Source organism: Kitasatospora sp. NPDC097643 (assembly GCF_040302625.1).
Taxonomy (GTDB): domain Bacteria; phylum Actinomycetota; class Actinomycetes; order Streptomycetales; family Streptomycetaceae; genus Kitasatospora.
Map to the genome: position 1 here is coordinate 19,014 of NZ_JBEOSA010000047.1, position 24,015 is coordinate 43,028.

A 24,015-nucleotide genomic window follows, 5' to 3' on the forward strand; every position below is an offset into this window, starting at 1 on the left:
GAAGGGTGCTCGGGAAGGGCGCTCAGCGCGCGGCCAGTTCGGCCAGCGAGTCGCCGAGCAGAGCACGGATCCGGGCCAGGGCCCGGGTGGTACGGGTGCGGACCGCACCGGAGGAGGAACGCAGCACCTCGGCCGTCTCCTCGACGCTGCGGTCCTCCCAGTAGCGCAGCACCAGGACGGCCCGGTCCTTGGCCGGCATCCGGCCGAGGGCGTCGAGCAGGGTCAGCCGCAGGGTGCTGTCCGACTCCCGGCCCTCGGGCTCGGGCAGTTCGCCGGTGGGGCGCTCGCCGCTGGAACGGCGGCGCTGCTGGGCGAGGAAGGTGCGCACCATCATGGTGTGGGCGTAGGCGGCCGGGTTGTCGATCCGGTGCCGTCCGCCGGTCCAGGCGCTGCGCCGCCACAGCACGTACATCCGGCTGAGGGTCTCCTGCACGAGGTCCTCGGCGTAGTGGGTGTCGCCGCTGGTCAGCAGACAGGCCGAGCGGTACAGGTGCCCGGTGCGACTGGACACGAGCTCCAGGAACTCCGTGTCCTTGGCCTCCCGGCCCGCCCCGATCCACCGCATGTTCGCCGCCCCCGTCGTTCGTGGTCACTGACACCTCTTGGATGCGGCGACCGGCGCGGGATGTTACAGCCGGGCGGGAGGTTCCTGAGGAGACGTCAGTCGACGGGCCGGCGCCGGTGGTCGCGCAGCACCACGCCGCCGCCGATCAGCAGGGCCACCAGCAGCGCGCCGATGCCCAGGACGTACGTCGCGGTGCGGCCGTCCCGGTCGGCCTGGGTCTCGCCGAGGCCGACCGGCCGCGGCACGATCGGGGCGGCGGCGAGCTGGACGGGCGGGTCCTCGACGGCCGCGAACGGCGCGGCCTCGGGCGCCTTGGTGACGGCCCTGACCGGGTCCACCACGCCCCAGCCGATGAAGCGGTTCGGGCCGTGCTCGGTGCGCTGGGCGGTCTGCTCGATCCAGGCGCGGACCTGCGCGGGCTTCCACGACGGGTGGGCGCCCGTCAGCAGCGCGGCGAGCCCGGCGACGTACGGGGCGGCGAAACTGGTGCCGTTGTCCACGCACTGGCCGCCCCGGGGGACGGTGGAGAGCATGTCGACGCCGGGCGCGGCGACCTTCACGAAGGAGCCGTACTGGGAGAACGGGGCGCGCTCGTTGTTGCGGTCGGAGGCGCCGACGGCCAGCACGGTCGGGAAGGCCCCGGGGTAGGTGTCGCCCTCCTTGCCGTCGTTGCCGGTGGAGGCGACCACCACGACGTTGTTGTCCTCGGCGGCCTGGACGGCGGCCTTCAGCTCGGGGTAGCCGCCGAACCCGGCGCTGCCGGCGCCGCGGACGTCCTGGGAGATGTTGATGACCCTGGCCTTGGCCTGGACCGCCGTATTGATGGCCTGGACGAGGGTGGAGACGTCGCCGTTGCCCTCGCTGTCGTTCTGGCGGATCGACAGGATGGTGGCGTCGGGGGCCAGGCCGACGAAGCCGGTCCGGTCGCTGCGGCGGGCGGCGATGATGCCGGCCACCTTGGTGCCGTGGCCGACCGGGTCGTCCTTGGCGGTGCCCTCGACCTTCTGCTTGGTCTCCCGGTTGACCAGCAGGTTTCCGCCGTCCACGACCTTGTCGGCCAGCTGCGGGTTGCGGTCGTCCACGCCGGTGTCGATGACCGCGACGGTCACGCCCGCGCCCCTCGTCCGCCCGCCCTGCCACAGCTCGTCGAGCAGCAGGCGTTGCAGCGCCCAGGGCACGGTCTGCACGTCGGGCGCGGGGTTGGGGCAGTCACCGGCGGCGGCCAGGCCGGGCCCGTCGGCGTACGCCGGGGCGGCCAGCGGCCCGGCCAGTACGGCCAGCGCGGCCAGCGTCGCGGCCGTCCTGCGGTACCCGCGTCCGGACACCCTGCCACCCCTCATGTCGTCCACCTGCCTGCGCGCCAGGGGCGGGTGCCCGGAGTCCGGGTACCCGCCCCACCGTACGTTCCCCGCGGGAACGCGCGGTCAGTGCTGCCAGAGCTTGGCGTTGTTGTCCTCGGTGGCCTTGTAGCTCGCCGCGGCGCTGTCCAGCGAGGACGCGATCTTGCCGCAGACGTCCTGGAGGTCGGCGGCGCGGGCGTCCCAGACGGCCTGGTGGGCCTGGTAACCCTGCTGGGCCTGGCCCTCCCAGCTGCCCGAGATGCGCTTGACGTTGCCCTGGAGGTCCTCCAGCAGCTGCTTGATGCGGGCGGCGGAGCCCCGCACCTCCTCGGCGGCGGCGTGGACGGTTTCGAAGTTAACGAGGATGTGGCCGTCGGACACGATGTCTCCTAGTCATGGATGCGAAGCACCCCGCGGCTACCGGCGGGTGCCCCGCGTGGCGGCGGTTCGAAGCGGTGCGAAGAGGTGATCAGCCCTGGGCAGCGGTGAACTGCTGCTGCTGGTCCTGCTCGGTGAGCGAGTAGCGGCGGGTGGTCTCCTCGATCGCGCCCTTGATCGCCCGCAGCGACTGGTTCAGCGCGTCGATGTCCTGGTTGAACTGGGTCTGCAGGTTGGTGTAGGCGGTCGCCGCCTGGCCCTTCCAGCCGCCGGTGACGTTGGTGACCGTGCCGTTGAGCTTGGTCCGCTCCGCATCGATCTTCTGGATCGCGTCATCGATCTGCTTGGCGAAAGCCAGCATCTCCTGAGCGGTCATCGTGAACTGACCCATGCTCCACCGTCCCCCATGAGAACAACATTGTGTGAACGGAGGGCCGTCCGGCCCGTCCGTCGCATCACCGGTGTGATGTCGAGGAGCACTGTAGTCGGCACACGCAACTCACCCAACATCGAGCGCCGAGTAGTTACCAGACCATGACACGGGGCCAAGTCCCTTGGCGCGTCAGGCCGCTCAGGCGTTCTGCTGCTGCGCGGCGCTCTTCGCGGTCAGCGGCGGGCCGGCCGGCACCAGGTTCGACCACTCCCGCGGCACCGGGAGCGGCTGGACGCCCTGGTAGCCCAACCTGGCCTGGTTGCCGCCGGGTTCGTCCGACTGCTGCGGCTGCGGCTGGTCCGGCGCCGCCGTGGTCGGCTGCGCGGTCGGCGGCTTCGGGGCGCCGCTCTGCCCCGGCTGGGCGGTGGGTGCGGCGGTGGCGCCGCGGCCGCCGTCGCCGTTGGTCGGCACCGAGTAGCGCAGGCCGGTCTCGGTGATCAGGAAGTCGCTGCCGGAGCCGGCCGTCGTGTTGTCCAGCGCGCGGTAGAAGAGGCCGTGACCGGGCGTCACGTACGCGGCGCCCGCCCCGTTGCTGTACTGCGCCGGGTACGACGGACCCGCCCAGACGCTGCGCCGGGGCGTGCGGCCGTCCTCGGCGACGCCGTCGAAGGTGCTGCAGACCACCTTGCGGGCGTCCTGCCGGTCCTGCCAGTTGTTCAGCGGCGCACCGGACTTCAGCGGCCAGTCGTCCCCGACGTTCGGCAGCGGGGTGTTGTTGCCGAGCGCGGCGTGGTCGGCCGGGGTCATCTCGTCGCTGCGCGGCTTCTTGTCGGCGTCGTACTTGTAGAGGATCTGGTACGCCGGGTTCTGCCGGATCAGCTCCGCCTGGAACGGCGTCACCAGGAACAGCCGGTCCTTGCCGACCACGTAGTGGCGGTCCTGGTAGTGCACCAGCCGGCCGACCCGGCGGTCCGCCTGGTTCTCCAGCGTCACCGAGGAGTTCGGGTTCTGGCTGTCCGCCACCCCGTCGAGCTGCGGGAAGGTGATCGGGCTGCCGTTCAGCAGGGTGTCCAGCCAGTCGCGCTTGACCCGCTGCGGCACCGCGTTGGGCCCGAACACCGCGGTGATCAGCGACTTGCGCTCCTTGTCGTCGGCCTTCTCGGAGCCGATCTCGTGCTTGCGGCCCTGCGCGTCGACCAGGTACACCTTCGCGTCCGCGGGCTTGACGGCCGGCTGACCCGGCGCCGGCTGCGCCGAGACCTGCTGCTCGTCCGCCAGCTGCACCAGCAGCAGCTGGTCCTGGCCCAGCTTCCGGTCCTTGGCCTCCAGCGTCGCCGCGTCCGCGCCGGCCGCCACGAACACCGCCTGGTTGACGGTCTCCTGCTTGTCGTCCGAGCCCGGGCGGTCGCAGACCGACCATTTCATCGGCTTGTCCGCGTTGTCCTTGGCGGGCAGCTTGTCCGGCGCGTACGGGATGCCGATCGTCGGGCCGTGGTTGGGGTAGCGGTCGAGCACGTCGTCGTCGACCACCACCACCTTGGCCTCGGCGGGCAGCACCAGCCGGGCCGAGGACATGTTGAGCACCTGGTGCAGGCGCTTCGTCCGGCCGTCCGGATCGGTCAGCACCACGTACCGGGTGGTCGAGCGCTTGCCCTGGATCACGCTCTTGCCGTCGTCCCAGTGCAGCGGCGCCCCCGGCTTGAACACCCCCCAGAGCCCGAACCCGGCGACGACCGCGGTCGCCACGAGGACGCTCGGCAGCACCGCCTTCACCGGCCGCGGCGCGTCCTCGTCGCTGCCGCCACCACCGGGCAGCAGGAAGGCGCCGACGGTGCGCTTACGGGCGAAGGTGTAGGCGTTCAGCTCGTCCCGGCGCGATGCCATCCTCGTCGTCCCCCTTGTCAGACCGCTGCCCCGTGGTCCGCACCCGCCGGGCGAGAACGCGCTCGAACCCTCTACGATGCGGCAGCAGACGGTGAGTACGGTACGGGTACGGTGCGCGAACCGGCCAGCCGGGCCGCGACGACTGATCAGAGAGGGTCACCCGGGGGATGCCAAGCCAGACCGCTCCAGGACGCCGCGGCACGGCGACGGGCAGGGGGTCGCGCCGGTCCGGACGCCGGGCGCAGCCCGGCGACCCGGCCCCGGCAGCCACCTCCGCGCAGCCGCCCGCCGGGGCCGGCACCGGCGCGAGCGGGCCCGTTCCGGTCCGGATCCACCCCCGGCCCGGCCTGCTCGGCGGCCGGCTGAAACTCCAGCAGCTCGTCCTGGTCGAGGTCGCGGTGGCGCTGGTCGCGGTCGGCTGGACGATCAGCCGGCCGGTCGCCGCCGGCTTCGGCGCGGTCGCGCTCGTCCTGGTCGTGCTCGCCGCCATCCCGGTGCGCGGCCGCACCGTCCCCGAGGCGCTGCGGGTCCGCGCCACCCTCAAGTCCCGCCGCCGGCAGGCCCGTACCACCCTGCCGCCGGCCGGCACCGACCCGGCCTTCGCCCCGGCCCTGGAGCTCGAACCGGCCCTGCGCACCTGCACCCACGCCACCGAGGTGGAGCTCGGCGGCCGGCCGGTCCGCCGGGAGACCGGCATGGTCGGCGACGGGACCTTCCTCAGCTCGGTGCTGCTCGTCCAGGCCAAGGACCAGCCGCTGCGCCCGGTGCGCACCGCGCTGCCGCTGCCGCTGGACGTGATCTGCTCGGCGCTGACGGTGGACGACATCACGCTGGAGTCGGTGCAGGTGGTCCAGCACACCCAGCCGGCCCCGGCCCAGCACCTGCCCGAGCAGTCGCTGGCCGCCCGCGCCTACCGGGAGCTGCCGGACGGCACCGCCACCCCGGGCCTGCGGCTGACCTGGGTGGCGCTCAAGCTCGACCCGGAACGGGCGGCCACCGCCGTCCGGGCCCGCGGCGGCGGCGAGGAGGGCGCCCGCAAGGCGCTGCAACGGGTGACCGACCAGCTCGCCGGGCGGCTCAACAGCGCCGGGTTCAAGGCGACCGTGCTGGACGAACGCGAGCTGATCGCCGCGCTGTCCACCTCCACCTGTGCCAACCCGCTCGCGGTGGCCGGGCGCCAGGGCACCGGCAGCGGCGGCGGCACCACCCGCCGCACCCAGGAGGGCAACCGGTTCTGGCGGATCGACGACCGCTGGCACAGCACCTACTGGATCTCCCGCTGGCCGCAGCTCGGCCGCCCCGGCGGCGCCCCCGGCCGGATCGGCGCACCCGACCTGGTCAACCTGATCACCGGCTCGCCGGCGCTCGCCAGCACCTTCAGCCTGACCGCCGGACACGGCACCGGCGGCTCGGTGACGATCAGCGGGCACCTGCGGGTGACCGGGCGCAGCGAGAGCGAGGTGGTCCAGATCGGCCGCCAGGTGGAGGCCCGGGCCCAGAGCACCGGCCTCGGCCTGACCCGGCTCGACCTGGAGCAGGCCCCCGGTGTGCTCGCCACCCTGCCGCTGGGAGGAGCGTCCTGATGGCGTACCAGACGTACCCGGCCCCCGGGCCGCAGCACGGCGGCTCTCAGCCCCGGCCCCGGCCGCGGATCCTGCCCGGCTTCGGGCTGCGCGGCCCGCGCCGGGAGAAGCACGTGCTGGAGCCCGCCGACCTGGCGGCGCTGGCCTTCCCGGTCGGCGACGACGGCGTGGTGATCGGCGTCGACCCGCAGGGCCTGCCCGCGGTGCTCGGCCTGTTCCGGCCCGGTTCGTACGAGCTGGTGCTGGTCGGCGGGGTGTGGACGGCGCAGGTCATCGCGCTGCGGGCGGCCGCGATCGGCGCCCGGGTCGCGGTGGAGACGGCCCGCTCCCAGCTGTGGGGGCCGATGGCGCAGGCCGCGGGCGGCGGGCAGCCGTGCGTGACGATCCACCAGGTCGGCCGGCTCGGGCCGCAGGGCGCCTCGGTGGCCTCGCCGGTGCTGGTCGTGCGCGACCTCGGCGCCCGCCCGCCGCGCAGCCGGCTCTCCGCCGCCCCCTGGCAGACCACCCTGACGCTGCTGCCCTACCTGGGCCCGAACGCGTCCCGGGTGCTCAACGCGGCCGACCTGGTGGGCGTGCAGCGGATCTCCCCGCAGGAGGCGGAACTGACCGGCCGGGTGCTCTCGCTCCCGCCGGAGGACGTCGCCGCACTGCCCACCCTCGGCGACGACCTCACCCTGTGGGCCACCCGGATGCGCCGCCAGTACGTGCGGGCCGTGGCCGGGCAGGCCGAGCAGCAGGTTCTCGGCGGCCCGCGCCGGATGGACTGACGGCGGCACCGGCCCGGGGCCGGGCAACCGGATCCGACGCCGCCTTCAACGGGGGTTGCCGTACGGCCTAGTCTTTGATGCGGCAACGGCACCGCTGAACAAGCGGCGGCGAACACGAGGGAGCCCTAGTGAGCAGCGATCGGGACGGCGTCTACGTCGGCGACAACGCGGCGGAGGACGACGACGATTGGTCCGACGCGCCCGATTACACTCCCCCGTCCTGGTACGTGCAGACGGATGCGGCGGCGGCTCCGGGGGCGAACCCGGCCGCGGCGGCTCCGGGGGCGGTGGCTGCGGGTGCTCCGGGTGCTCACGCGGCTCCGGCAGCGGTGCCGGGACCTGGTGCCCAGGCCCAGCCGGGGGCTCCTGCCCCGGTGGCCGAGCCCGCTCCGATGCCGATGCCCGCTCCGGTCCCCGTGCCCGCTCCGGCCGTGCCCGCCGCGGAGGCGGTCCCGACGCCGGTCCCCGCCCAGGCTCCCGCTCCGGCGCCCGTGCCCGTGCCGCCCGTCCAGACCGAGGCGCAGCACGTCCCGTTCCCGGCACCCGCACCCGCACCCGCACCCGCACCGGCGCCAGCACCCGCACCCGCCGCGGTCCCCGGGCCGCCGCAGGCCGTCGCCCCGGGCTGGCCCCCGGCGGAGGCCGCAGCGCACCAGCAGCCCGTCCCGGCCGCGCCTCAGCCGCAGCCGGCGCCGGCCCCGCTGCCGTACCCGGAGCCGCAGGCGTACCCCGACCCGCAGGCGGCCCAGCCGGCGCAGCCCGGCCCCCAGCCGGTCCCGCCGCAGGCGTACCCGCAGCCGCCCGTCCAGCCGGTCGCGGCCCAGCAGCAGCAGCCGCAGCCACTGCCGCAGGACCCGCAGGCCGCCGCGTGGGCCGCCCAGCAGGCCGCCGCCCAGCCCGCACCGCAGCCGGCACCGGCCCCGCAGCCCGCCGCGGTGGACCCGCGCCAGGGCGGCTGGCCGCAGCCCGCCGCCTACCAGCAGCCCGCCCAGCCGCAGCCGTACGCCGAACCGCAGCAGCCGGCCCCGGCGCAGCCCTGGCCGCCGCAGGGCGCTGCCGCGCCGGCGCCCGCCGCGTTCCAGCAGGCCGCCGCCCCGCAGCAGGTCGCGCACGGCGCGCCGCTCGGCTACACCGCCGCGGTCGAGCTGTCCTCGGACCGGCTGCTGCGCAGCCAGCCCAAGCAGCAGCGCCAGCAGCCCCGGTTCCAGTTCGGCGGCAAGGCGGCGGCCGCCGAGAAGTCCCGCAAGCTGGAGATCATCCGCACCCCGGTGCTGAGCTGCTACCGGATCGCCGTGATCAGCCTCAAGGGCGGGGTCGGCAAGACCACGACCACCACCGCGCTCGGCGCGACCCTGGCCAGCGAGCGCCAGGACAAGGTGATCGCGATCGACGCCAACCCGGACGCCGGCACCCTGGGCCGCCGGGTCAAGCGCCAGACCGGCGCGACCATCCGCGACCTGGTGACGGCCATCCCGCACCTGCGCAGCTACATGGACATCCGTCAGTTCACCTCGCAGGACCTGCACTCGGGCCTGGAGATCCTGGCGAACGACGTCGACCCGGCGGTGTCGACCACGTTCAACGACTCGGACTACCGGCAGGTCATCGAGGTGCTGGGCCGCCAGTACCCGATCATCCTGACCGACTCCGGCACCGGCCTGCTGTACAGCGCGATGCGCGGTGTGCTGGACCTCGCCGACCAGCTGATCATCGTCTCCACGCCCAGCGTGGACGGCGCCTCCAGCGCCTCGACCACCCTGGACTGGCTCTCCGCGCACGGCTACGCGGACCTGGTGCAGCGCAGCATCACGGTGGTCTCCGGGGTGCGCGAGACCAGCAAGATGATCAAGGTCGAGGACATCGTCGCGCACTTCCAGACCCGCTGCCGCGGGGTGGTCGTGGTCCCGTTCGACGAGAGCCTGGCGGCCGGCGCCGAGGTCAACCTCGACATGATGCGGCCCAAGGTCCGGGAGGCCTACTTCGAGCTGGCCACCCTGGTCGGCGAGGACATCATCCGGGCCCAGCAGGCCGCCGCGCAGCAGGCCGGGTGGCAGCAGCAGGCGCAGGCGCCGTACCCGCCGCAGGGCGGCCAGCCGCAGCCGTACCCCGACCCGCAGCCGGCCCAGCCCTACCCGGGGCAGGTCGGTCAGCCGGCCCCCGGGGCGCCCTGGGCCCCCCAGCCGCAGCCCGGCCAGACCCCGCCGCCCCCGGCCGGGTACGGCTACCCGCCGCCGCAGCCCGGCGCCCCGGCGGGCTGGCCGCAGCCGCAGCCGCAGCCGTACCCCGACCCGCAGCAGCCCGGCGTCCCGCAGCCGGGCCCCGGCTACGGCTACCCGCCGGCCCAGCCCCAGCCGCAGGCGCAGCCGCCGTACCCCGGCCAGCCGGACGGCCACCAGCCGCCGCCCGGGTACGGCTACCCGCCGCCGCAGCCGCAGCAGTGACGCCGAAGGGCCCGCCGACCAGGTCGGCGGGCCCTTCGGCGTTCCATGGGCGGCGTTCAGCAGCCGTCGGTCAGCTCACGGGCCCGCTTGACGTCGTCCGCCATCCGGTCCAGCAGCGCCTCGATGGAGTCGAACTTCTCCATCCCGCGCAGGTAGGCCAGGAAGTCCACGGCCACGTGCAGCCCGTACAGGTCCAGGCCGACCCGGTCGATGGCGTACGCCTCGACGGTGCGGGCGGTGCCGTCGAAGGTCGGGTTGGTGCCGACCGAGATCGCCGCCGGCATCCTCTCGCCGTCCGCGGTGAGCCAGCCCGCGTAGACGCCGTCGGCCGGGATCGCGCTGTGCGGCACGGTCTCCACGTTGGCGGTCGGGTAGCCGAGTTCGCGGCCGCGCTGCGCACCGCGCACCACCACGCCCTCGACCCGGTGCGGTCGGCCGAGCACCTCGCCGGCGCCGGTCATGTCCCCGGCCGCGACCAGGCGCCGGGTCAGCGTGGAGGAGAACGGCTCGCCGTCCCCCGCCGTCCCGCTCACCTGGAGGTCGACGACCTCGACCTCGAAGTCGTCCGCGCGGCCCAGCTCGGTGAGCAGCGCCACGTCCCCCGCGGCCCGGTGCCCGAAGCGGAAGTTGGGGCCCTCGATGACGGCCCGGGCGTGCAGCGCGTCCACCAGCACCTGCCGGACGAAGGTCTCCGCCGACTCCTGGGACAGCTCGGGGGTGAACGGCAGCACCAGCACCGCGTCCACGCCGAGCCCGGCGATCAGCTCGGCGCGGCGCGCCTGCGGGGCCAGCAGCGCCGGGTGGCTGCCCGGGCGGATGACCTCGCGCGGGTGCGGGTCGAAGGTCACCACGACCGCGGGGAGGCCGAGTTCGCGGGCGCGCTCGACCGCCCGGCCGATGATCAGCTGATGTCCGCGGTGCACCCCGTCGAACGAGCCGATGGTGACGACGCTGCGTCCCCAGTCACCGGGGATCTCCTCCAGGCCACGCCAGCGCTGCACCCTGACCGCTCCTTGTTCCGTACGGCGCGTACCCTCTGTACGCTCAAACGCTCAAAACCCGAACCCCTATAGCGTGCCATGCGCCTGCCCCTGCTCAGGCACCGGAATACGGGTTGAACGCACCACAGGCCCCAGCGGCGCCCGCTGCGCCTCGGCGGCGGCGTGCTGCGGGTCCCGCCCGGCCGCCAGCAGGGCCCGCAGCTGGCTCAGCCGGGGGCCGTCCGGCGGGGTCGGGGCGGCGTCCCGGGGCCACTGGGCGAGCAGCTGTGCGAAGGCCGCCGAGCGGCCGGCGCAGCGCACCAGCACCTCGTCCGCGGTCGGCAGCGCGGGCGTCGCGCGGGCCAGCACCGCCCGGGCCCGGGCTGGCTTCTCGGCCGCGCAGTGCTCGGCGAGCCGCTCCACGGCGGCGGTCAGCACCGTCGGGTCGCTCTCGGTGGCCAGCAGGGTGTCCAGCAGTTCGCAGCGCAGCGCGTCCGCCGCCGGGTCGGCCACCGGCGTGGACAGCACCTGCGCGAACGGCCGGCGCACCCCCGCCCGGGCGGCCAGCGCACCGCCGAGCAGCACCCGCAGCTCCAGCCGGGCGGCCGGGCCGCCGGTGGCGGCGCGGTCCAGGCGGCGGCCCAGGTAGTCGACGGCGACCGGGCCGGCCAGCGCCGGGTGGTCGCGCAGCAGCCGGGCGGCCAGCTCGGCGCCGCGCCGGGTGACCAGCGGGGCGCGGGCGTCGGCGAGCACCCGCAGCGTCTCGGCGACGGCCGCGTCGGGCTCCGCGAGCCGGTCCGCGAGGGCGGCCAGGACGGCCTCCGGGTCGCTCTCCAGGGCGGGGGCCAGCGCGCGCGGGGTGAACAGGGCGTCGCCGCCCGCCCGGTACAGGGCCAGCGCGGCCGGCAGGTGCCCGGCCCGGGTCGCCGGGTCGGCGACCAGCAGGGCCAGCGCGGCGCCGTGCAGGCCCGGCTCGTCCTCCCGGGCGAGCAGGGTCAGCGCGGTGAACCGCAGCAGCCCGGCCGCGGCGCCGTCGGCGTGCGGGGCGACGCGCAGCGCGTGCACGGCGGCGGCGACGTGCCGTTCGGGCCGGCGGTCGTGGCTCCAGCGGTCCACCGCACGGCAGAGCGCGGACGGCTCCTCGGCGGCGAGCACGGTGAGCAGCGCGTCCGCCCGCGGGTGCGCGGCGTCGGCCAGCGCGTCGGCCAACTCGTCCAGGGCGAGCCTGCGGTGGGCGTACAGCAGGTCGTGGGCGAGGTCGGCGACGCTCCCAGACCCCGTCGGCAGGCCGCGCGGGTCGTCGAACCAGGCGCAGAGCAGCGGGAACACGGTGACCGGGTCGGCGCGCAGCCGCTCGGCCACCACCGCGAGGAACGGTTGCCCGGGGCCGTCGGCCGCCACCAGGTGCCGCAGCAGGGCGAGTTCGGCCTCGACGGGCAGGCCCAGGCCGGTCCAGAACGCCGGGCCGAGCAGATCGCGGCGCTCCGCCGACAGGCCCTCGAACCCGCCCGCGGCGACCGCCTGTTCGGCGATCCGGCCGGCCAACTGCTGTAGCAGCGCCAGGTGCCGGGCCGGCTCGGGGCTGGCGGCCAGCCCGGCGGTGAGCAACCGGGCCGCCCACCAGGCGGGTTCACTGCCGGGCGGGCGCAGGTCCAGGGCGCGCCAGATCCGGTGCAGCCACGGGTCCAGCGCGTTCGCGCCCCAGGTCTCGGCGGTCCGGCGCAGTGCGGCGAGCACCGGGCCGACCCGGTGCCGGGGCACCGACCGCTCCGCCGGGTCCGGGTGGTCCGGGCCGTCGCCCGCTGCGGGCGTGTCCTCCGCCTCCCCCAGCAGCAGCCGCAGCGCGCCGTCCAGGTCCAGGTGCTGGCCCTGCAACCAGTCCGCGAACTCCCCGTGCGCGAACCGGAATCCGGCCCCGGCCGGGACGAACAGGCCCTCCGCGAGCACCGCCGTCGCCCAGCCGCCGGCCACCGGGAACAGTTCCTCGAACGCGGCCCGGCCCAGCCCGCCCTGCTCGGCGCCGAGCATCCGCCGGGCCGCCTCGTGCACCCGCCCGGCCACCGCCGCCGCCAGCCGACGCACCCGGCCCGGGGACGGCCCGGCGGGCCGGACCGCGCCCCGGCGGTGCGCCCCCGGGCGACGCGGCCGGCCGTCCTCGGCCAGCCGCTGGGCGACCCGCAGGCAGCGCAGGTCCAGGTACCCGTCGAACAGCTCGGTCCGGGGCGCCGGCTCCCCGCGCAGGCCCTGCGCCCACAGCTCCCCGGCCAGCCGGACGGCCAGCGGGTGCCGCGCGTCGGCGGGGTCCGGCCAGCCCGGCGGCAGCCCGTACCGGCGTCGCACCCGCTCGGCCGCCTCGGCGGGCAGCGGGCCGAGCGGGTACCCGGCGAGCTCGGGCGGGCTCGCCCCGGCGGTCAGCCGTTCCCAGGTCTCCTCCCCGCAGGCGGTCAGCAGCCACGCCCCGCACCCGGTCAGCCACTCCCCCGCCCCGCGCAGCCGACGCGCGTCGAGCGGCACCGGGGCCTCCTCGGGCGCGTCCAGCAGCACCAGCAGCGGCCGCCCGGCCGCCGCGCACAGCGCCGCCACCGGCTCCGGGGCGGGCGCCGGGACGCCGAGTTCCACCGCGGCCGCGGCCAGCGCCCGCTCCACCGGCTCGGCCAGCGAGCGGTCCCCGGCCCGCAGGTCGGCGCCGCGCAGCCAGAGCGTGGGCAGCGGGCGGTCGCCGCCGCCCCGGCGGACGGCGAGGGCGGCGAGTTCGGTGCTGCGCCCGCTGCCGGGCGCGCCGACCAGCGCGGTGAGGACGGCCTCCGGCTCGTCCCCGGTCAGGCCGTCCGGCCGGTCGACCCGGTCGGCGGCGAGCCCGGCCACCCGGCCGGGGCCCGCCCCGGCGGCGGCCAGCTGGGCTGCGGTCAGCCGCAGCACCCCGGCCAGGTTGAGCGCCGGCCCGTACGCGGGGATGCCGGCCGCGTTGCGCGCCAGCAGTTCGGCCAGCTCCGGCGCGACCAGCACGCCGCCGCCCACCGGCACCGCCGGGAGCGCGCCCCCGTGCCCGGGCCCCCGCAGCCCGGGCGCGGCCAGCGCGACCACGGCGCCGCTGCGGGTGTCCAGCACCGGCGACCCGGCCGGCACCGCGACCCCGCCGACCGTCGGCAGGTCGAGCACCAGCACCCCGGCCAGCCGGTGCAGCCGGTCCGGCTGCGGGTACCCGAGGCCGGTGACGCCCAGCAGGCCGCAGCGCAGCGCCACCGCGCGGCCGTCCGCCCCGGCGAGCGCGGGCAGCAGCACCTCGTGCCCGGCCCCGACGGCGGCCAGCGGCAGCGGCGGCACGGGCAGCCCGCCCACCGCGTCGGTCCGCAGCAGGGCCAGCCCGTGCCCGGGCAGCGGCTGCACGGCGTCCGGGCCGAGCACCCGGCTCTGGCCGCCGGGGGTGTGCAGGACGATCCGGTCCAGGCCCGCCACGCTCTCGTGCGCGGTGAGCACGGTGCCCTGCGGGTCGGCGACGAACCCCAAGCCGTGCAGCCGCCCGTTGAGGTCGCGGATCCGGAGCAGGTACCGCCCCGGATCGCCCGCCGCCCCGTCCCCGTCCCGCATGTGAGCCCCCTCCGGCCGTCAGTCGCCCGGAGCCTGCCCGCCGGGCGGGCGGGCCGACCGCGCCCGCGCCGCTCACCACCGGAATTCACCTCGCGCGCTCCCCCGCCGGGGTGAAGCCCCCCGAACGGGCGAAACCCCCGCCGGGAGGACTCCCGACGGGGGTGACGATGCGACCGGGGCGGCGACGCCGCAGGGGTGACGACGCGACCGGAGGGTGACGACGCGATCGGGGGACGTCAGCCGACGAAGACCGCGACCGGCTTCGCCTGCCCGCCCTTCTCCTCGACCAGCGCGAGGAAGCGCCCGTCCGGCCCGAAGACCGCGATCGGCCCGTCCACGCCCAGCCCCGGCGCCTTGAGCCGGGCACCGTGCGACAGCTTCTCGGCCGAGGCCGCGTCCAGGTCCCAGCGCGGGAAGGCGGCCGCCGCGGCCTCCGCGATCGGCAGCACCTCCAGCCCTGCGGCGGAGCCGCTAGTGACCGCAGCCTCCAGCTGCTCCAGGGTGCGCGCCGACTCCACCCCGTACGGCCCGACCTTGGTGCGCCGCAGCGCGGTCAGGTGCCCGCCGACGCCGAGCCCGGCGCCGAGGTCGCGGGCCAGCGCCCGGATGTAGGTGCCGGAGGAGCACTCGACGGTCACGTCCAGGTCGATCACCGGCGTGCCGTCCTCGGCGACGGCCGCGCGCTGCGCGTGCACGGTGAAGGAGTGGATCGTGGTGGGCCGGGCCGCCAGCTCGAAGTCCTCGCCCTCGCGCACCCGCGCGTACGACCGCTTGCCGTCGATCTTGATCGCGCTGACCTTGGACGGCACCTGCATGATCTCGCCGGTGAGCTTCGCGATCCCCTCGTCGATCGCCTCCCGGGTCACGCCCTCGGCCGGGGTGGACGAGACGACCTCGCCCTCCCGGTCGTCGGTGATCGTGGTCTGGCCGAGCCGGATGGTCGCCTCGTACGTCTTGGCGGTGAGCATCAGGTGGCCGAGCAACCGGGTGGCCCGCTCGACGCCGATGACCAGCACGCCGGTGGCCATCGGGTCCAGGGTGCCGGCGTGGCCGACCTTCCGCGTCCCGGCCAGCCAGCGCAGCTTGGCGACCACTCCGTGCGAGGTGATGCCCTCGGGCTTGTCGACGATCACCAGGCCGTCCGGGCCGGTGCCTTTGCGCTTCATCAAGTTCTTTCTCTAAAAAGCGGTCAAGAGATGATCAACGTACCGGTCGCAGCGCGCTCCGGAACCGCCCGACCACCGTGGCGACGTCCTCCCGGGCGCTGAACCCGGCCGCGAACACGTGCCCGCCACCGCCGAGTTCGGTGCAGGCGGCGGCGACGTCCACCGCGCCCTTGGAACGCGTGGAGCCCCGCAGCGTCCCGTCCGGATCCTGCTTGAGCACCAGCGCCACCTCGGCCTCGGCCGGGCGGCGCAGGATGTCGATCAGCCCCTCGATCTCCTCGACCGTGACGCTGAACAGCACCAGGTCCTGGTACGGCACCCAGGTCCACACCAGGCCCAGCCCACCGGCCGCCTCCGGCTCGTAGACGGCCCGGTCGAGCGCGCCCGCGAGCACCTTGAGGTAGCCGAAGGAGGAGGTGTCCCACAGCTGCCGGGAGATCAGGTCGTGCCGGATGCCGGTGGCCAGCAGCCGCCCGGCGAGCTCGTGGGTGGCGGGCGTGGTGGCCCGGTACTTGAACGAGCCAGTGTCGGTGGCGACACCGGTGTAGAGGCAGGTGGCCAGGTCCTGGTCGAGTTCGACGCCGAGCCGGCGCAGCAGCTCGTCGACCAGCACGGCGGTGGCCGGCGCGCTCGGGTCGATCAGCTGGTGGGTGCCGAAGCCCGGGTTGGAGGCGTGGTGGTCGAACACCACCAGGACGGGCGCGGCGAAGGCCTTGTCGTGCAGCAGGCCGAGCCGGCTCTCCGCCGCCACGTCGAAGCAGAGCACCAGCCCCGGCGTGTCCGGCACCTCGGAGGCCGGCACGATCAGCTCCTGGCCGGGCAGGAAGGCCAGCGACTCGGGCACGATCTGCGGGTCGTCGCCGAACGAGACCCGCACCTCCTTGCCCAGCCCGCGCAGCGCCAGCGCGGCCGCCAGCGCGGAGCCCAGCGCGTCGCCGTCCGGGCAGATGTGGCAGATCAGGTCGATCGTGCGGGCCCGCCCGATCTCCGCCACCACCTGCTGCCAGACCAGCTCGAAGCCGCTCTCCTCGGCGCGCGGCCCCGGGAGCGCCGCGAGGGCACCCTCCACCGTGCTGGTGGAGGACGCCCCCGTGGTCGAACCGGTTCGCGAGGCGGCCTTCGCCGACTCACCCGCCATGACTACTCGTCCTCGTCGTCACGCTCGGACGCCGGCACCCGGTACGGGTCCGCGTCGCCGGCGTAGGTCGCGCCCGCGGCGGTGGTGCGCACCGCCGCGTCGATGGCCTTGGCCCGGTCGAGCAGGTCGTCGATGTTCCGGGCGTTGTCCGGCAGCGCGTCCGCGACGAAGGTCAGCGTCGGGGTGAAGCGCACCCCGATCTTGCCGACCTCGGAGCGGATCACGCCCTTGGCGCTCTCCAGCGCGGCCGCGGTGGCCTCGCGCTCGGTCTCGTCGCCGAAGACGGTGTAGAAGACGGTGGCCTCGCGCAGGTCGCCGGTCACCCGGGTGTCGGTGATGGTCACGAACCCCAGTCGCGGGTCCTTGATCCGCCGCTCCAGGGTCTGGGCGACGACCACCTGGATGCGGTCGGCGAGCTTGCGCGCCCTTGCGGTGTCGGTCACGTTGCCTCCTCGTGCAGTGGGCCCGGTACTCGGGGGAGCTACGCACCCGTCGGGGCCCACGCCCCAAAGTACCGGCCCGCGCCCGGCCTTGCGGGCGCTCTGGGTCCTGATCTGTGTGAGAACGGCGACTTCCGCCGACCGCCTCCACGGCTCTCATTCGTCGTCGTCGTTGTGGTAGCGCCTCCTCGCGGAGAGGAGCTGCACCTCGGGGCGGCCGGCGACCAACCGCTCACAGCTGTCCAGGATCTCGGTGACGTACCCGGCCTCGCCGGACACCACCGCGAGGCCGATCTCGGCCCGGCGGTGCAGATCCTGGTTCCCGGTCTCGGCAGCGCACACGCTGTACTTGCGCTGCAGTTCGGCCACGATGGGCCGCACGATCGAACGCTTCTCCTTGAGCGAGTGGACGTCGCCCAGCAGCAGGTCGAAGGTGAGTGTTCCCACGAACATGTATGACAGGTCTCGCCGACCTGGAAGGCCTCGGGGACGAACAGCCCACAACCGGGCTGACGCTGAAACATCTGAACTACCCCGGACCCTACACAGCGAGACCGGGGCCGGTCGACGGAAATACCACCCGTCGACCGGCCCCGGCTGACACCGACTAGGCGCGCGGCTTCTCGCGCATCTCGTAGGTCTCGATGATGTCGTCGACCTTGATGTCGTTGAACGACCCCAGGGTGACACCGGCCTCGAAGCCCTCGCGGACCTCGGTCGCGTCGTCCTTGAAGCGGCGCAGACCCTCGATGGTGAGGTTCTCCGCCACGACCTTGCCGTCGCGCAGCAGGCGGGCCTTGGTGTTGCGGCGGATGATGCCGTCGCGGACCAGGACACCGGCGATGTTGCCGAACTTGGAGGAGCGGAAGACCTCGCGGATCTCCGCGGCGCCGAGGCGCACCTCCTCGTACTCCGGCTTGAGCTTGCCCTTGAGGGCGTTCTCGATCTCCTCGATCGCCTGGTAGATGACCGAGTAGTACCGGACGTCCACGCCTTCCTTGTCGGCCGCGGTACGCGCACGGCCTTCGGCGCGCACGTTGAAGCCGATGATGATGGCGTCCGAGCCCATCGCCAGGTCCACGTCGGACTCGGTGATGGCACCCACACCGCGGTGCAGGACCCGGAGCTCGACCTCCTCGCCCACGTCCAGCTTGACGAGGGCGTCCTCGAGGGCTTCCACCGAACCGGAGACGTCACCCTTGATGATGAGGTTGAGCTGCTCGATGGAGCCGGCGGCGATGGCCTTGTCCAGGTCCTCCAGGGACACCCGGACCCGACGCTGCGCGAAGGCGGCGTTGCGGTCGCGGGCCGAGCGCTTCTCGGCGATCTGACGGGCGGTGCGGTCCTCGTCGACGACGATGAAGCTGTCGCCGGCGCGGGGCACCGAGGTCAGACCGAGCAGCAGCACCGGGCGGGACGGGCCGGCCTCGGAGAGGTTGTTGCCGTTCTCGTCCAGCATCGCGCGGACGCGGCCGTAGGCGTCGCCCACGACGATCGAGTCGCCGACGCGGAGGGTACCGCGCTGGACGAGGACGGTCGCCATGGCACCGCGGCCCTTGTCGAGGTGGGCCTCGATGGCAATACCCTGCGCGTCCTGGTCGGGGTTGGCCCGCAGGTCGAGCGAGGCGTCCGCGGTGAGGACCACGGCCTCCAGCAGCTGCTCGATGTTCAGGCCCTGGCGCGCGGAGATGTCGACGAACATGGTGTCGCCGCCGTACTCCTCGGCCACCAGACCGAACTCGGTCAGCTGGCCACGGACCTTGGTCGGGTCCGCACCCTCGACGTCGATCTTGTTGACGGCGACCACGATCGGCACACCGGCGGCCTTGGCGTGGTTGAGCGCCTCGACCGTCTGCGGCATGACACCGTCGTTGGCCGCGACCACCAGGATCGCGATGTCGGTGGACTTGGCACCACGGGCACGCATGGCGGAGAACGCCTCGTGACCCGGGGTGTCGAGGAAGGTGATCGGGCGCTCTTCGCCGTTCACCATCGTGGCCACCTGGTAGGCACCGATGTGCTGGGTGATGCCACCGGCCTCGCCGGCCACCACGTTCGACTTGCGGATGGCGTCCAGCAGTCGGGTCTTACCGTGGTCGACGTGACCCATGACGGTGACGACCGGCGGGCGCGGAGCCAGCTGGTCCTCGTCGCCCTCGTCGGCACCGAAGTCGATGTCGAACGACTCCAGCAGCTCGCGGTCCTCGTCGTCCCGGCTGACGATCTCCAGCTGGAAGCCCATCTCGCCGGCCAGCAGCTCGAGGGTCGCGTCGGAGACCGACTGGGTCGCGGTGACCATCTCACCGAGGTTGAACATGACGGAGACGAGCGCGGCCGGGTTGGCGTTGATCTTCTCCGCGAAGTCCATCAGCGAGGCGCCGCTCGACAGGCGAACGGTCTGGCCGTTGCCGCGAGGGAGCATCACACCGCCGACGGACGGGGCCTGCATGGCCTCGTACTCCTGGCGCTTCGCCCGCTTCGACTTGCGGCCGCGCGCCGGGCGACCGCCCGGGCCACGACCGAAGGCGCCCTGCGTGCCACCACGGGCACCCGGGCCACCGGGACGACCGCCGAAGCCACCGGGACGCGGACCGCCGAAGCCGCCGCCGCCACCGGCACCCGCGCCACCCGGACGCGGACCGCCGAAGCCGCCGCCACCGGCCGGACGCGAGCCCGGACCGGCCGGACGACCCTGGAAGCCCGGACGGGCACCACCCGGGGCACCCGGACGGCCACCGGGGCCACCCGGACCACGGCCACCCGGACCGGGACGCGGGCCCGGAGCCGGACGCTGCGGCATCATGCCCGGGTTCGGGCGCGGCATGCCGGACGGGGTCGGGCCACCGGGACGCGGCGCGGCCGGACGCGGCATGCCGTCGGGACGCGGAGCACCACCCGGACGGGGGGCACCGGCACCCGGCGCACCCGGACCACCCGGACGCGGAGCGCCACCCGGACGGGGAGCACCCGCACCCGGCGCACCGGCCGGACGCGGACGGTCGCCACCCGGACGGGGAGCACCGGCACCGGGGGCACCGGCCGGACGCGGACGGTCGCCGCCCGGACGCGGACGGTCGCCACCCTGGGCGCCCGGGGCACCCGGACGCGCGCCCGGAGCGGCCGGACGACGGTCGCCGGGGCGGGCCATGCCGGTGGCACTGCCCGAGGTGAACGGGTTGTTGCCCGGACGCGGGCCGGCCGGACGCGGACCCGGACGGGCACCGCCGGCGGCGGGACCGGCCGGACGCGGGGCCTGGGTGGCCGGACGCGGGGCGTCACCGGCCGGAGCCGGCGAGGAGAACTCGGCCGCGGGCGCGGCCGGGGCCGCCGGAGCGGCGGGACGCGCGGCCGGGCGCGGGCCCGGAGTCGGCGCACCCGGCTTCGTCGCGGCGGGCGCGGCCGGAGCAGCAGGCGCTGCCGCAGCCGCAGGGGTCGGACGGGGACCAGGGGTCGCGCTGGGGCGCGGACCCGGGGTCGGAGCACCCGGCTTGGGTGCACCCGCGGTGGCGGAGCCACTCGCGGGCTGGGGCGCCGCGGTCTTCCGCGGGCCCGGCTTGGCAGCGGAACCACCACCGGTGGGGGCCACACCAAGCGCGTCAGTCAGCTTGCGCACGACCGGCGCCTCGATCGTCGAGGACGCCGAACGGACGAACTCACCGAGCTCGGTGAGCTTGGCCATGACGGCCTTGCTCTCCAAGCCAAGTTCCTTGGCGAGTTCGTAAACCCGGACCTTAGCCACTTCACTCCTGTCTATGAGTCCGGGGTGTCTCGTCCGCCGGACCGTCGCTACTTCATGGGCGTACCCATCGCGTACTCATCGCGTACTCATCGAGTGCTCATCGCAATCTCGACCTACTTCCACATCGCGAGGTACCTGACTGGTGCACGGCGCGCGGCTTCCCGTGCGCTGTGCTTGTTGCGGTGGTTCTCCCGCCGCACTGAGCGGCGGCCGGTCGCGGACGCGGCCCCACCGGGCGCTCAGGGCGCCGGGGTGTCACCGGTCCGCTCCCCGATGAACCCGCGGAGCCGCTCCGTGTCGAGCACACCCTGGAGCCGGAAGGCCCGGGGGAACGCCCGGCGGCGGACCGCGAGGTCGAGGCAGGCCGGATCGGGGTGCAGGTGCGCGCCCCGGCCCGGCAGTGCGCCACGGGGATCAGGGACGCAGACGCCCTCGACCGCCGTGACACGCAACAGCTGGTGCTTGGCCGCGCGCTTGCGGCAGCCCACGCAGGTGCGTTCCGGGCGTGCTCGGACATGCGTCCGGCCAGACGAAGGCAAGTCTACCCCTCCGAAGGGACATGGCGCCGCCCCGCCGATCCGGGACGGACCGGCAGGAGCACCGCGTACAACAACGACTACCGGTCGTCCGATTCCCGGCCGGCCTCGGGCTGGCCCTCGGTGTCCGGCCGGATGTCGATCCGCCAGCCGGTGAGGCGGGCGGCGAGGCGGGCGTTCTGGCCCTCCTTGCCGATCGCCAGCGACAGCTGGTAGTCGGGCACGATCACCCGGGCGGAGCGCTGGGCCATGTCGACGATCTCCACGCTGGTCACCCGCGCGGGGGACAGCGCCGCGGCGACCATCTCGCGGGGGTCCTCCGACCAGTCGACGATGTCGATCTTCTCGCCGTGCAGCTCGCCCATCACCGCGCGCACCCGGGCGCCCATCGGGCCGATGCAGGCGCCCTTGGCGTTCAGCCCGGCCCGGCGCGACCAGACCGCGATCTTGGTGCGGTGGCCGGCCTCACGGGCGATCGCGGCGATCTCCACGCTGCCGTCCGCGATCTCCGGGACCTCCAGCGCGAACAGCTTCTTGACCAGGTTCGGGTGCGTGCGGGACAGCGTCACCGAGGCCCCGCGGACACCGCGGCGCACCGCCACCACGTAGCACTTCAGCCGGGTGCCGTGCCGGTAGTCCTCGCCCGGGACCTGCTCCTGCGGCGGCAGGATGGCCTCCAGCTTGCCGATGTCGACCAGCACGTTCTTCGGGTCGTTGCCCTGCTGGACGACACCGGTGACGATGTCGCCCTCCTTGCCCGCGTACTCGCCGAAGGTCTGGTCGTCGGCGGCGTCGCGCAGGCGCTGCATCATCACCTGGATGCCGATGCTGGACGCGATCCGGCCGAAGCCGTTCGGGGTGTCGTCGAACTCCTTCGGCTCGACGCCCTCGTCCAGCTCCGCCGGGTCCTCCATCGCCCACACCGTCACGTGGCCGCTCTTGCGGTCCAGGTGCACCCGGGCGCGGCGGCGCGAGCCCTCGGTGCGGTGGTACGCGGTGAGGAGGGCGGACTCGATGGACTCGACCAGCAGGTCGAAGGGGATGTTCTTCTCGTTGACCAGCGTGCGCAGGGCACTCATGTCGATGTCCACGGCTACGCCTCCTCGTCTTTCGTCACGTTCGTCATGCTGCGGCCCCCCGGTACGGCACGGGCGTCACTCCGCACCCTCGTCCCCCTCCTCGAAGTCCGCGGCCTGGTCGAGGAGTTCGTCGTCCTTGCGGTTGAACTCGACCTGGACGCGCGCCCGGGCCACCTCGGTGTACTCCAGGCGGCGCTCCTTCGGGCGGCCACGGCCCTTCACCGGCTGCACCTCGACCAGCGCGCCGTCCTCGTCCGCCGTCAGCACCCGGGCGACGATCTCCCCGCCGTCGACCAGGTGGATCTTGGCCAGTCGGCCCTCGGCGCGCTGCCAGTGCCGGGGCAGCGTCAGCGGACGCTCCGCACCCGGCGAGCCGACCTCCAGCAGGTACGCCTCGTCCCCCATCAGGTCCGACTCGTCCAGGGCCTCGCCGACCACCCGGCTGAACTCGGCGATGGCGTCCATGTCCACGCCGCCGTCGGTGTCGACGTCGATCTGGACCTGCCGGCGGCTGCCCGCCCTGGTGACCTTGACGTCCTCGAGATCCAGGCCGGCCTGCGCGGCCAGCGGCTCCAGCAACGCGCGCAGCCGGTCGGTGTGGGTGGTGCTCATCCGGGTGGACTCCTCGGCCGCGTCTGCTGTTGTCAGAAGGTCGCCCCGCGCCCCCGGCGCCGCTCCGGCGCACACCGGGTCACGGCAGCTCGGCCCAAAGCCTAGCCGGTGAAGGCGCCAACCACCGATTCCGGACCACCCCCGGCCCCCGGGCGCCACCCACTGCGAGCAAGGTCACACCCCTCCGCACAAGATCCAATGGCCGGAAACCATGCCCGAGAACATGGGGGTTCTGTAATCATTCACGCCAACGAGGGCAGGCGGGCAGGCCGTCCTCCCGTACACGCCCCGGAGTGACACCCATGCAGCCGCCCAGCCGACGGACCTTCCTGGCCCTCGGGCTGCTCCTCACCACCACCGCCGCCTGCACGGCCGGCAACGACGAGGACACCGGCGTGGTGCCGGCCACCCCCCGCCCGACCCCCGACCCGGACGAGCCCATCCGCCTGCGCGCCGTCGCCGCCACCGACACCCTGCTGGCCGGTTACGACGCGCTGCTGTCCTCCGGCGGCCAGTCCGCCCAGCTCACCCCGCTGCGCGCCGAGGTCGCCCAGCACCGCGCCGCACTCGCCGCCGGCCTGCCCGCCACCGCGGCGCCCAGCGCCACCGCGACCACCCCCGCGGCGGCCACCGCCCCGGCCGCGGCACCGACCGTCGCCGCCCTGGCCGCCCTGGAGCGCCAGACCGCGCAGACCCGGCTCGCCGACCTGGCCGCCGCCAAACCCCCGCTCGCCCGGCTGCTCGCCTCGATCGCCGCCTCCGGCGTGCTGCACTCCGTCGCCCTCGGCGACACCACCCCGGCCGAGACGGCACCCGCCACCCCCACCCCCTCCGCGTCCGCCGCCACCGACGCCGCGGGCGCCGCGGCCCTCCAGCCCGCCCTCAGCGCCGAACACGCCGCCGTCTACGGCTACGGCGTGGTCGGTGCCCGGCTCCCGGAGGACCAGCGCGCCGACGCCCGCAGCGCCTACGCCGCCCACGAGGCCCGCCGGGACGCCTGGCAGCGCCTGATCGCCGGCCTCGGCGGCACCCCCAGCGCCGCCTCCGCCGGCTACCAGCTCCCCTTCGCCGTCACCGACGCGGCCTCCGCCACCCGGCTCGCCGCCCACCTCGAAACCCGGCTGACCACCGTCTACGCCGACCTCGTCGCCGCCGTCCCCGCCGCCCACCGCGCCACCGCCGCCGAGGCCCTGCGCGAGTGCGCCCTCCGGGCCCGCCGCTGGGGCGCCGAGGTCCCCGCCCTCCCCGGCATCCCCGATGCGCCGTCCACCGCCGCCCCCACCGCCACCGCCACCGCCACCCCGACCGGCTGACCCCGACCCGGCCGACCCCGCCCGCTCCTGACCTGCGATGTCATCCCGATGACCGACAATGGACACCGCACCACCGCACCACCCACCGGGCCA

General features: G+C 75.0%; 19 protein-coding genes. 4 read left to right on the forward strand and 15 right to left on the reverse strand.

The annotated features are described in order from the left end of the window. Positions 1–22: 22 nt before the first annotated feature. The 5 genes from ABTY15_RS26365 to ABTY15_RS26385 form a co-directional block, all read right to left on the reverse strand. The gene (locus ABTY15_RS26365) at positions 23–565 is read right to left on the reverse strand and encodes a SigE family RNA polymerase sigma factor (RefSeq protein WP_350600283.1); all 543 of its coding nucleotides are present in this window, start codon (positions 563–565) and stop codon (positions 23–25) included. A 95-nt stretch (positions 566–660) separates the two neighbouring features. Beyond that, positions 661–1,905: a type VII secretion-associated serine protease mycosin gene (gene mycP, locus ABTY15_RS26370; RefSeq protein ID WP_502893592.1), complete on the reverse strand. Its 1,245-nt coding sequence runs from the start codon at positions 1,903–1,905 to the stop codon at positions 661–663. Between the two features lie 84 nt (positions 1,906–1,989). After that, on the reverse strand, positions 1,990–2,286 hold the full coding sequence (locus tag ABTY15_RS26375; protein WP_350600288.1) for a WXG100 family type VII secretion target: 297 nt from the start codon (positions 2,284–2,286) through the stop codon (positions 1,990–1,992). An 88-nt stretch (positions 2,287–2,374) separates the two neighbouring features. Next, positions 2,375–2,674 carry a WXG100 family type VII secretion target gene (locus tag ABTY15_RS26380; RefSeq protein ID WP_350600290.1) on the reverse strand — a complete coding sequence of 100 codons (300 nt, stop codon included), beginning with the start codon at positions 2,672–2,674 and terminating at the stop codon, positions 2,375–2,377. Positions 2,675–2,854: 180 nt separating this feature from the next. Further along, positions 2,855–4,540, reverse strand: coding sequence for a type VII secretion protein EccB (locus ABTY15_RS26385; RefSeq protein WP_350600293.1), 1,686 nt, complete (start codon positions 4,538–4,540; stop codon positions 2,855–2,857). 167 nt (positions 4,541–4,707) lie between these two features. Between ABTY15_RS26385 and eccE the strand changes: the two genes are divergently transcribed. The 3 genes from eccE to ABTY15_RS26400 all read left to right on the forward strand — a co-directional run bounded on the left by eccE (position 4,708) and on the right by ABTY15_RS26400 (position 9,331). Continuing rightward, entirely contained in the window at positions 4,708–6,123 is a 1,416-nt protein-coding gene (gene eccE, locus ABTY15_RS26390) for a type VII secretion protein EccE (protein WP_350600296.1), read from the forward strand. Next, positions 6,123–6,890 carry a hypothetical protein gene (locus ABTY15_RS26395; RefSeq protein WP_350600298.1) on the forward strand — a complete coding sequence of 256 codons (768 nt, stop codon included), beginning with the start codon at positions 6,123–6,125 and terminating at the stop codon, positions 6,888–6,890. Before eccE ends, ABTY15_RS26395 begins: the two co-directional genes overlap by 1 nt. A gap of 491 nt (positions 6,891–7,381) precedes the next feature. Then, on the forward strand, positions 7,382–9,331 hold the full coding sequence (locus ABTY15_RS26400; RefSeq protein WP_350600300.1) for a MinD/ParA family ATP-binding protein: 1,950 nt from the start codon (positions 7,382–7,384) through the stop codon (positions 9,329–9,331). Between the two features lie 56 nt (positions 9,332–9,387). Here ABTY15_RS26400 and ABTY15_RS26405 read toward each other — a convergent pair whose 3' ends face one another. From ABTY15_RS26405 to rimP, 10 genes are all read right to left on the reverse strand, one after another. Then, positions 9,388–10,332 (reverse strand): bifunctional riboflavin kinase/FAD synthetase, encoded by a 945-nt coding sequence (locus ABTY15_RS26405; protein ID WP_350600303.1) that lies wholly within the window; start codon positions 10,330–10,332, stop codon positions 9,388–9,390. A gap of 66 nt (positions 10,333–10,398) precedes the next feature. After that, positions 10,399–13,899, reverse strand: coding sequence for a serine protease (locus ABTY15_RS26410; RefSeq protein WP_350600305.1), 3,501 nt, complete (start codon positions 13,897–13,899; stop codon positions 10,399–10,401). Between the two features lie 236 nt (positions 13,900–14,135). Beyond that, positions 14,136–15,065: a tRNA pseudouridine(55) synthase TruB gene (gene truB, locus ABTY15_RS26415; RefSeq protein ID WP_350600308.1), complete on the reverse strand. Its 930-nt coding sequence runs from the start codon at positions 15,063–15,065 to the stop codon at positions 14,136–14,138. 34 nt (positions 15,066–15,099) lie between these two features. Beyond that, positions 15,100–16,203, reverse strand: coding sequence for a DHH family phosphoesterase (locus ABTY15_RS26420; protein ID WP_350600311.1), 1,104 nt, complete (start codon positions 16,201–16,203; stop codon positions 15,100–15,102). Between the two features lie 2 nt (positions 16,204–16,205). Further along, positions 16,206–16,646: a 30S ribosome-binding factor RbfA gene (gene rbfA / locus ABTY15_RS26425; protein WP_045702392.1), complete on the reverse strand. Its 441-nt coding sequence runs from the start codon at positions 16,644–16,646 to the stop codon at positions 16,206–16,208. A 153-nt stretch (positions 16,647–16,799) separates the two neighbouring features. Next, positions 16,800–17,096 carry a DUF503 domain-containing protein gene (locus tag ABTY15_RS26430; RefSeq protein ID WP_030397729.1) on the reverse strand — a complete coding sequence of 99 codons (297 nt, stop codon included), beginning with the start codon at positions 17,094–17,096 and terminating at the stop codon, positions 16,800–16,802. Positions 17,097–17,250: 154 nt separating this feature from the next. Further along, complete coding sequence (infB, locus tag ABTY15_RS26435) at positions 17,251–20,382, reverse strand: translation initiation factor IF-2 (RefSeq protein WP_350600319.1); 3,132 nt, start codon at positions 20,380–20,382, stop codon at positions 17,251–17,253. A gap of 239 nt (positions 20,383–20,621) precedes the next feature. Beyond that, positions 20,622–20,870: a YlxR family protein gene (locus tag ABTY15_RS26440; RefSeq protein ID WP_350600321.1), complete on the reverse strand. Its 249-nt coding sequence runs from the start codon at positions 20,868–20,870 to the stop codon at positions 20,622–20,624. A 128-nt stretch (positions 20,871–20,998) separates the two neighbouring features. Beyond that, positions 20,999–22,009, reverse strand: a complete 1,011-nt coding sequence (gene nusA, locus ABTY15_RS26445; protein WP_350600323.1) for a transcription termination factor NusA — start codon at positions 22,007–22,009, stop codon at positions 20,999–21,001. Positions 22,010–22,072: 63 nt separating this feature from the next. Continuing rightward, on the reverse strand, positions 22,073–22,609 hold the full coding sequence (gene rimP / locus ABTY15_RS26450; protein ID WP_350600325.1) for a ribosome maturation factor RimP: 537 nt from the start codon (positions 22,607–22,609) through the stop codon (positions 22,073–22,075). Positions 22,610–23,376: 767 nt separating this feature from the next. Here rimP and ABTY15_RS26455 point away from each other — a divergent pair. Beyond that, positions 23,377–23,922, forward strand: coding sequence for a ferritin-like domain-containing protein (locus tag ABTY15_RS26455; RefSeq protein ID WP_502893593.1), 546 nt, complete (start codon positions 23,377–23,379; stop codon positions 23,920–23,922). Positions 23,923–24,015: the final 93 nt, after the last annotated feature.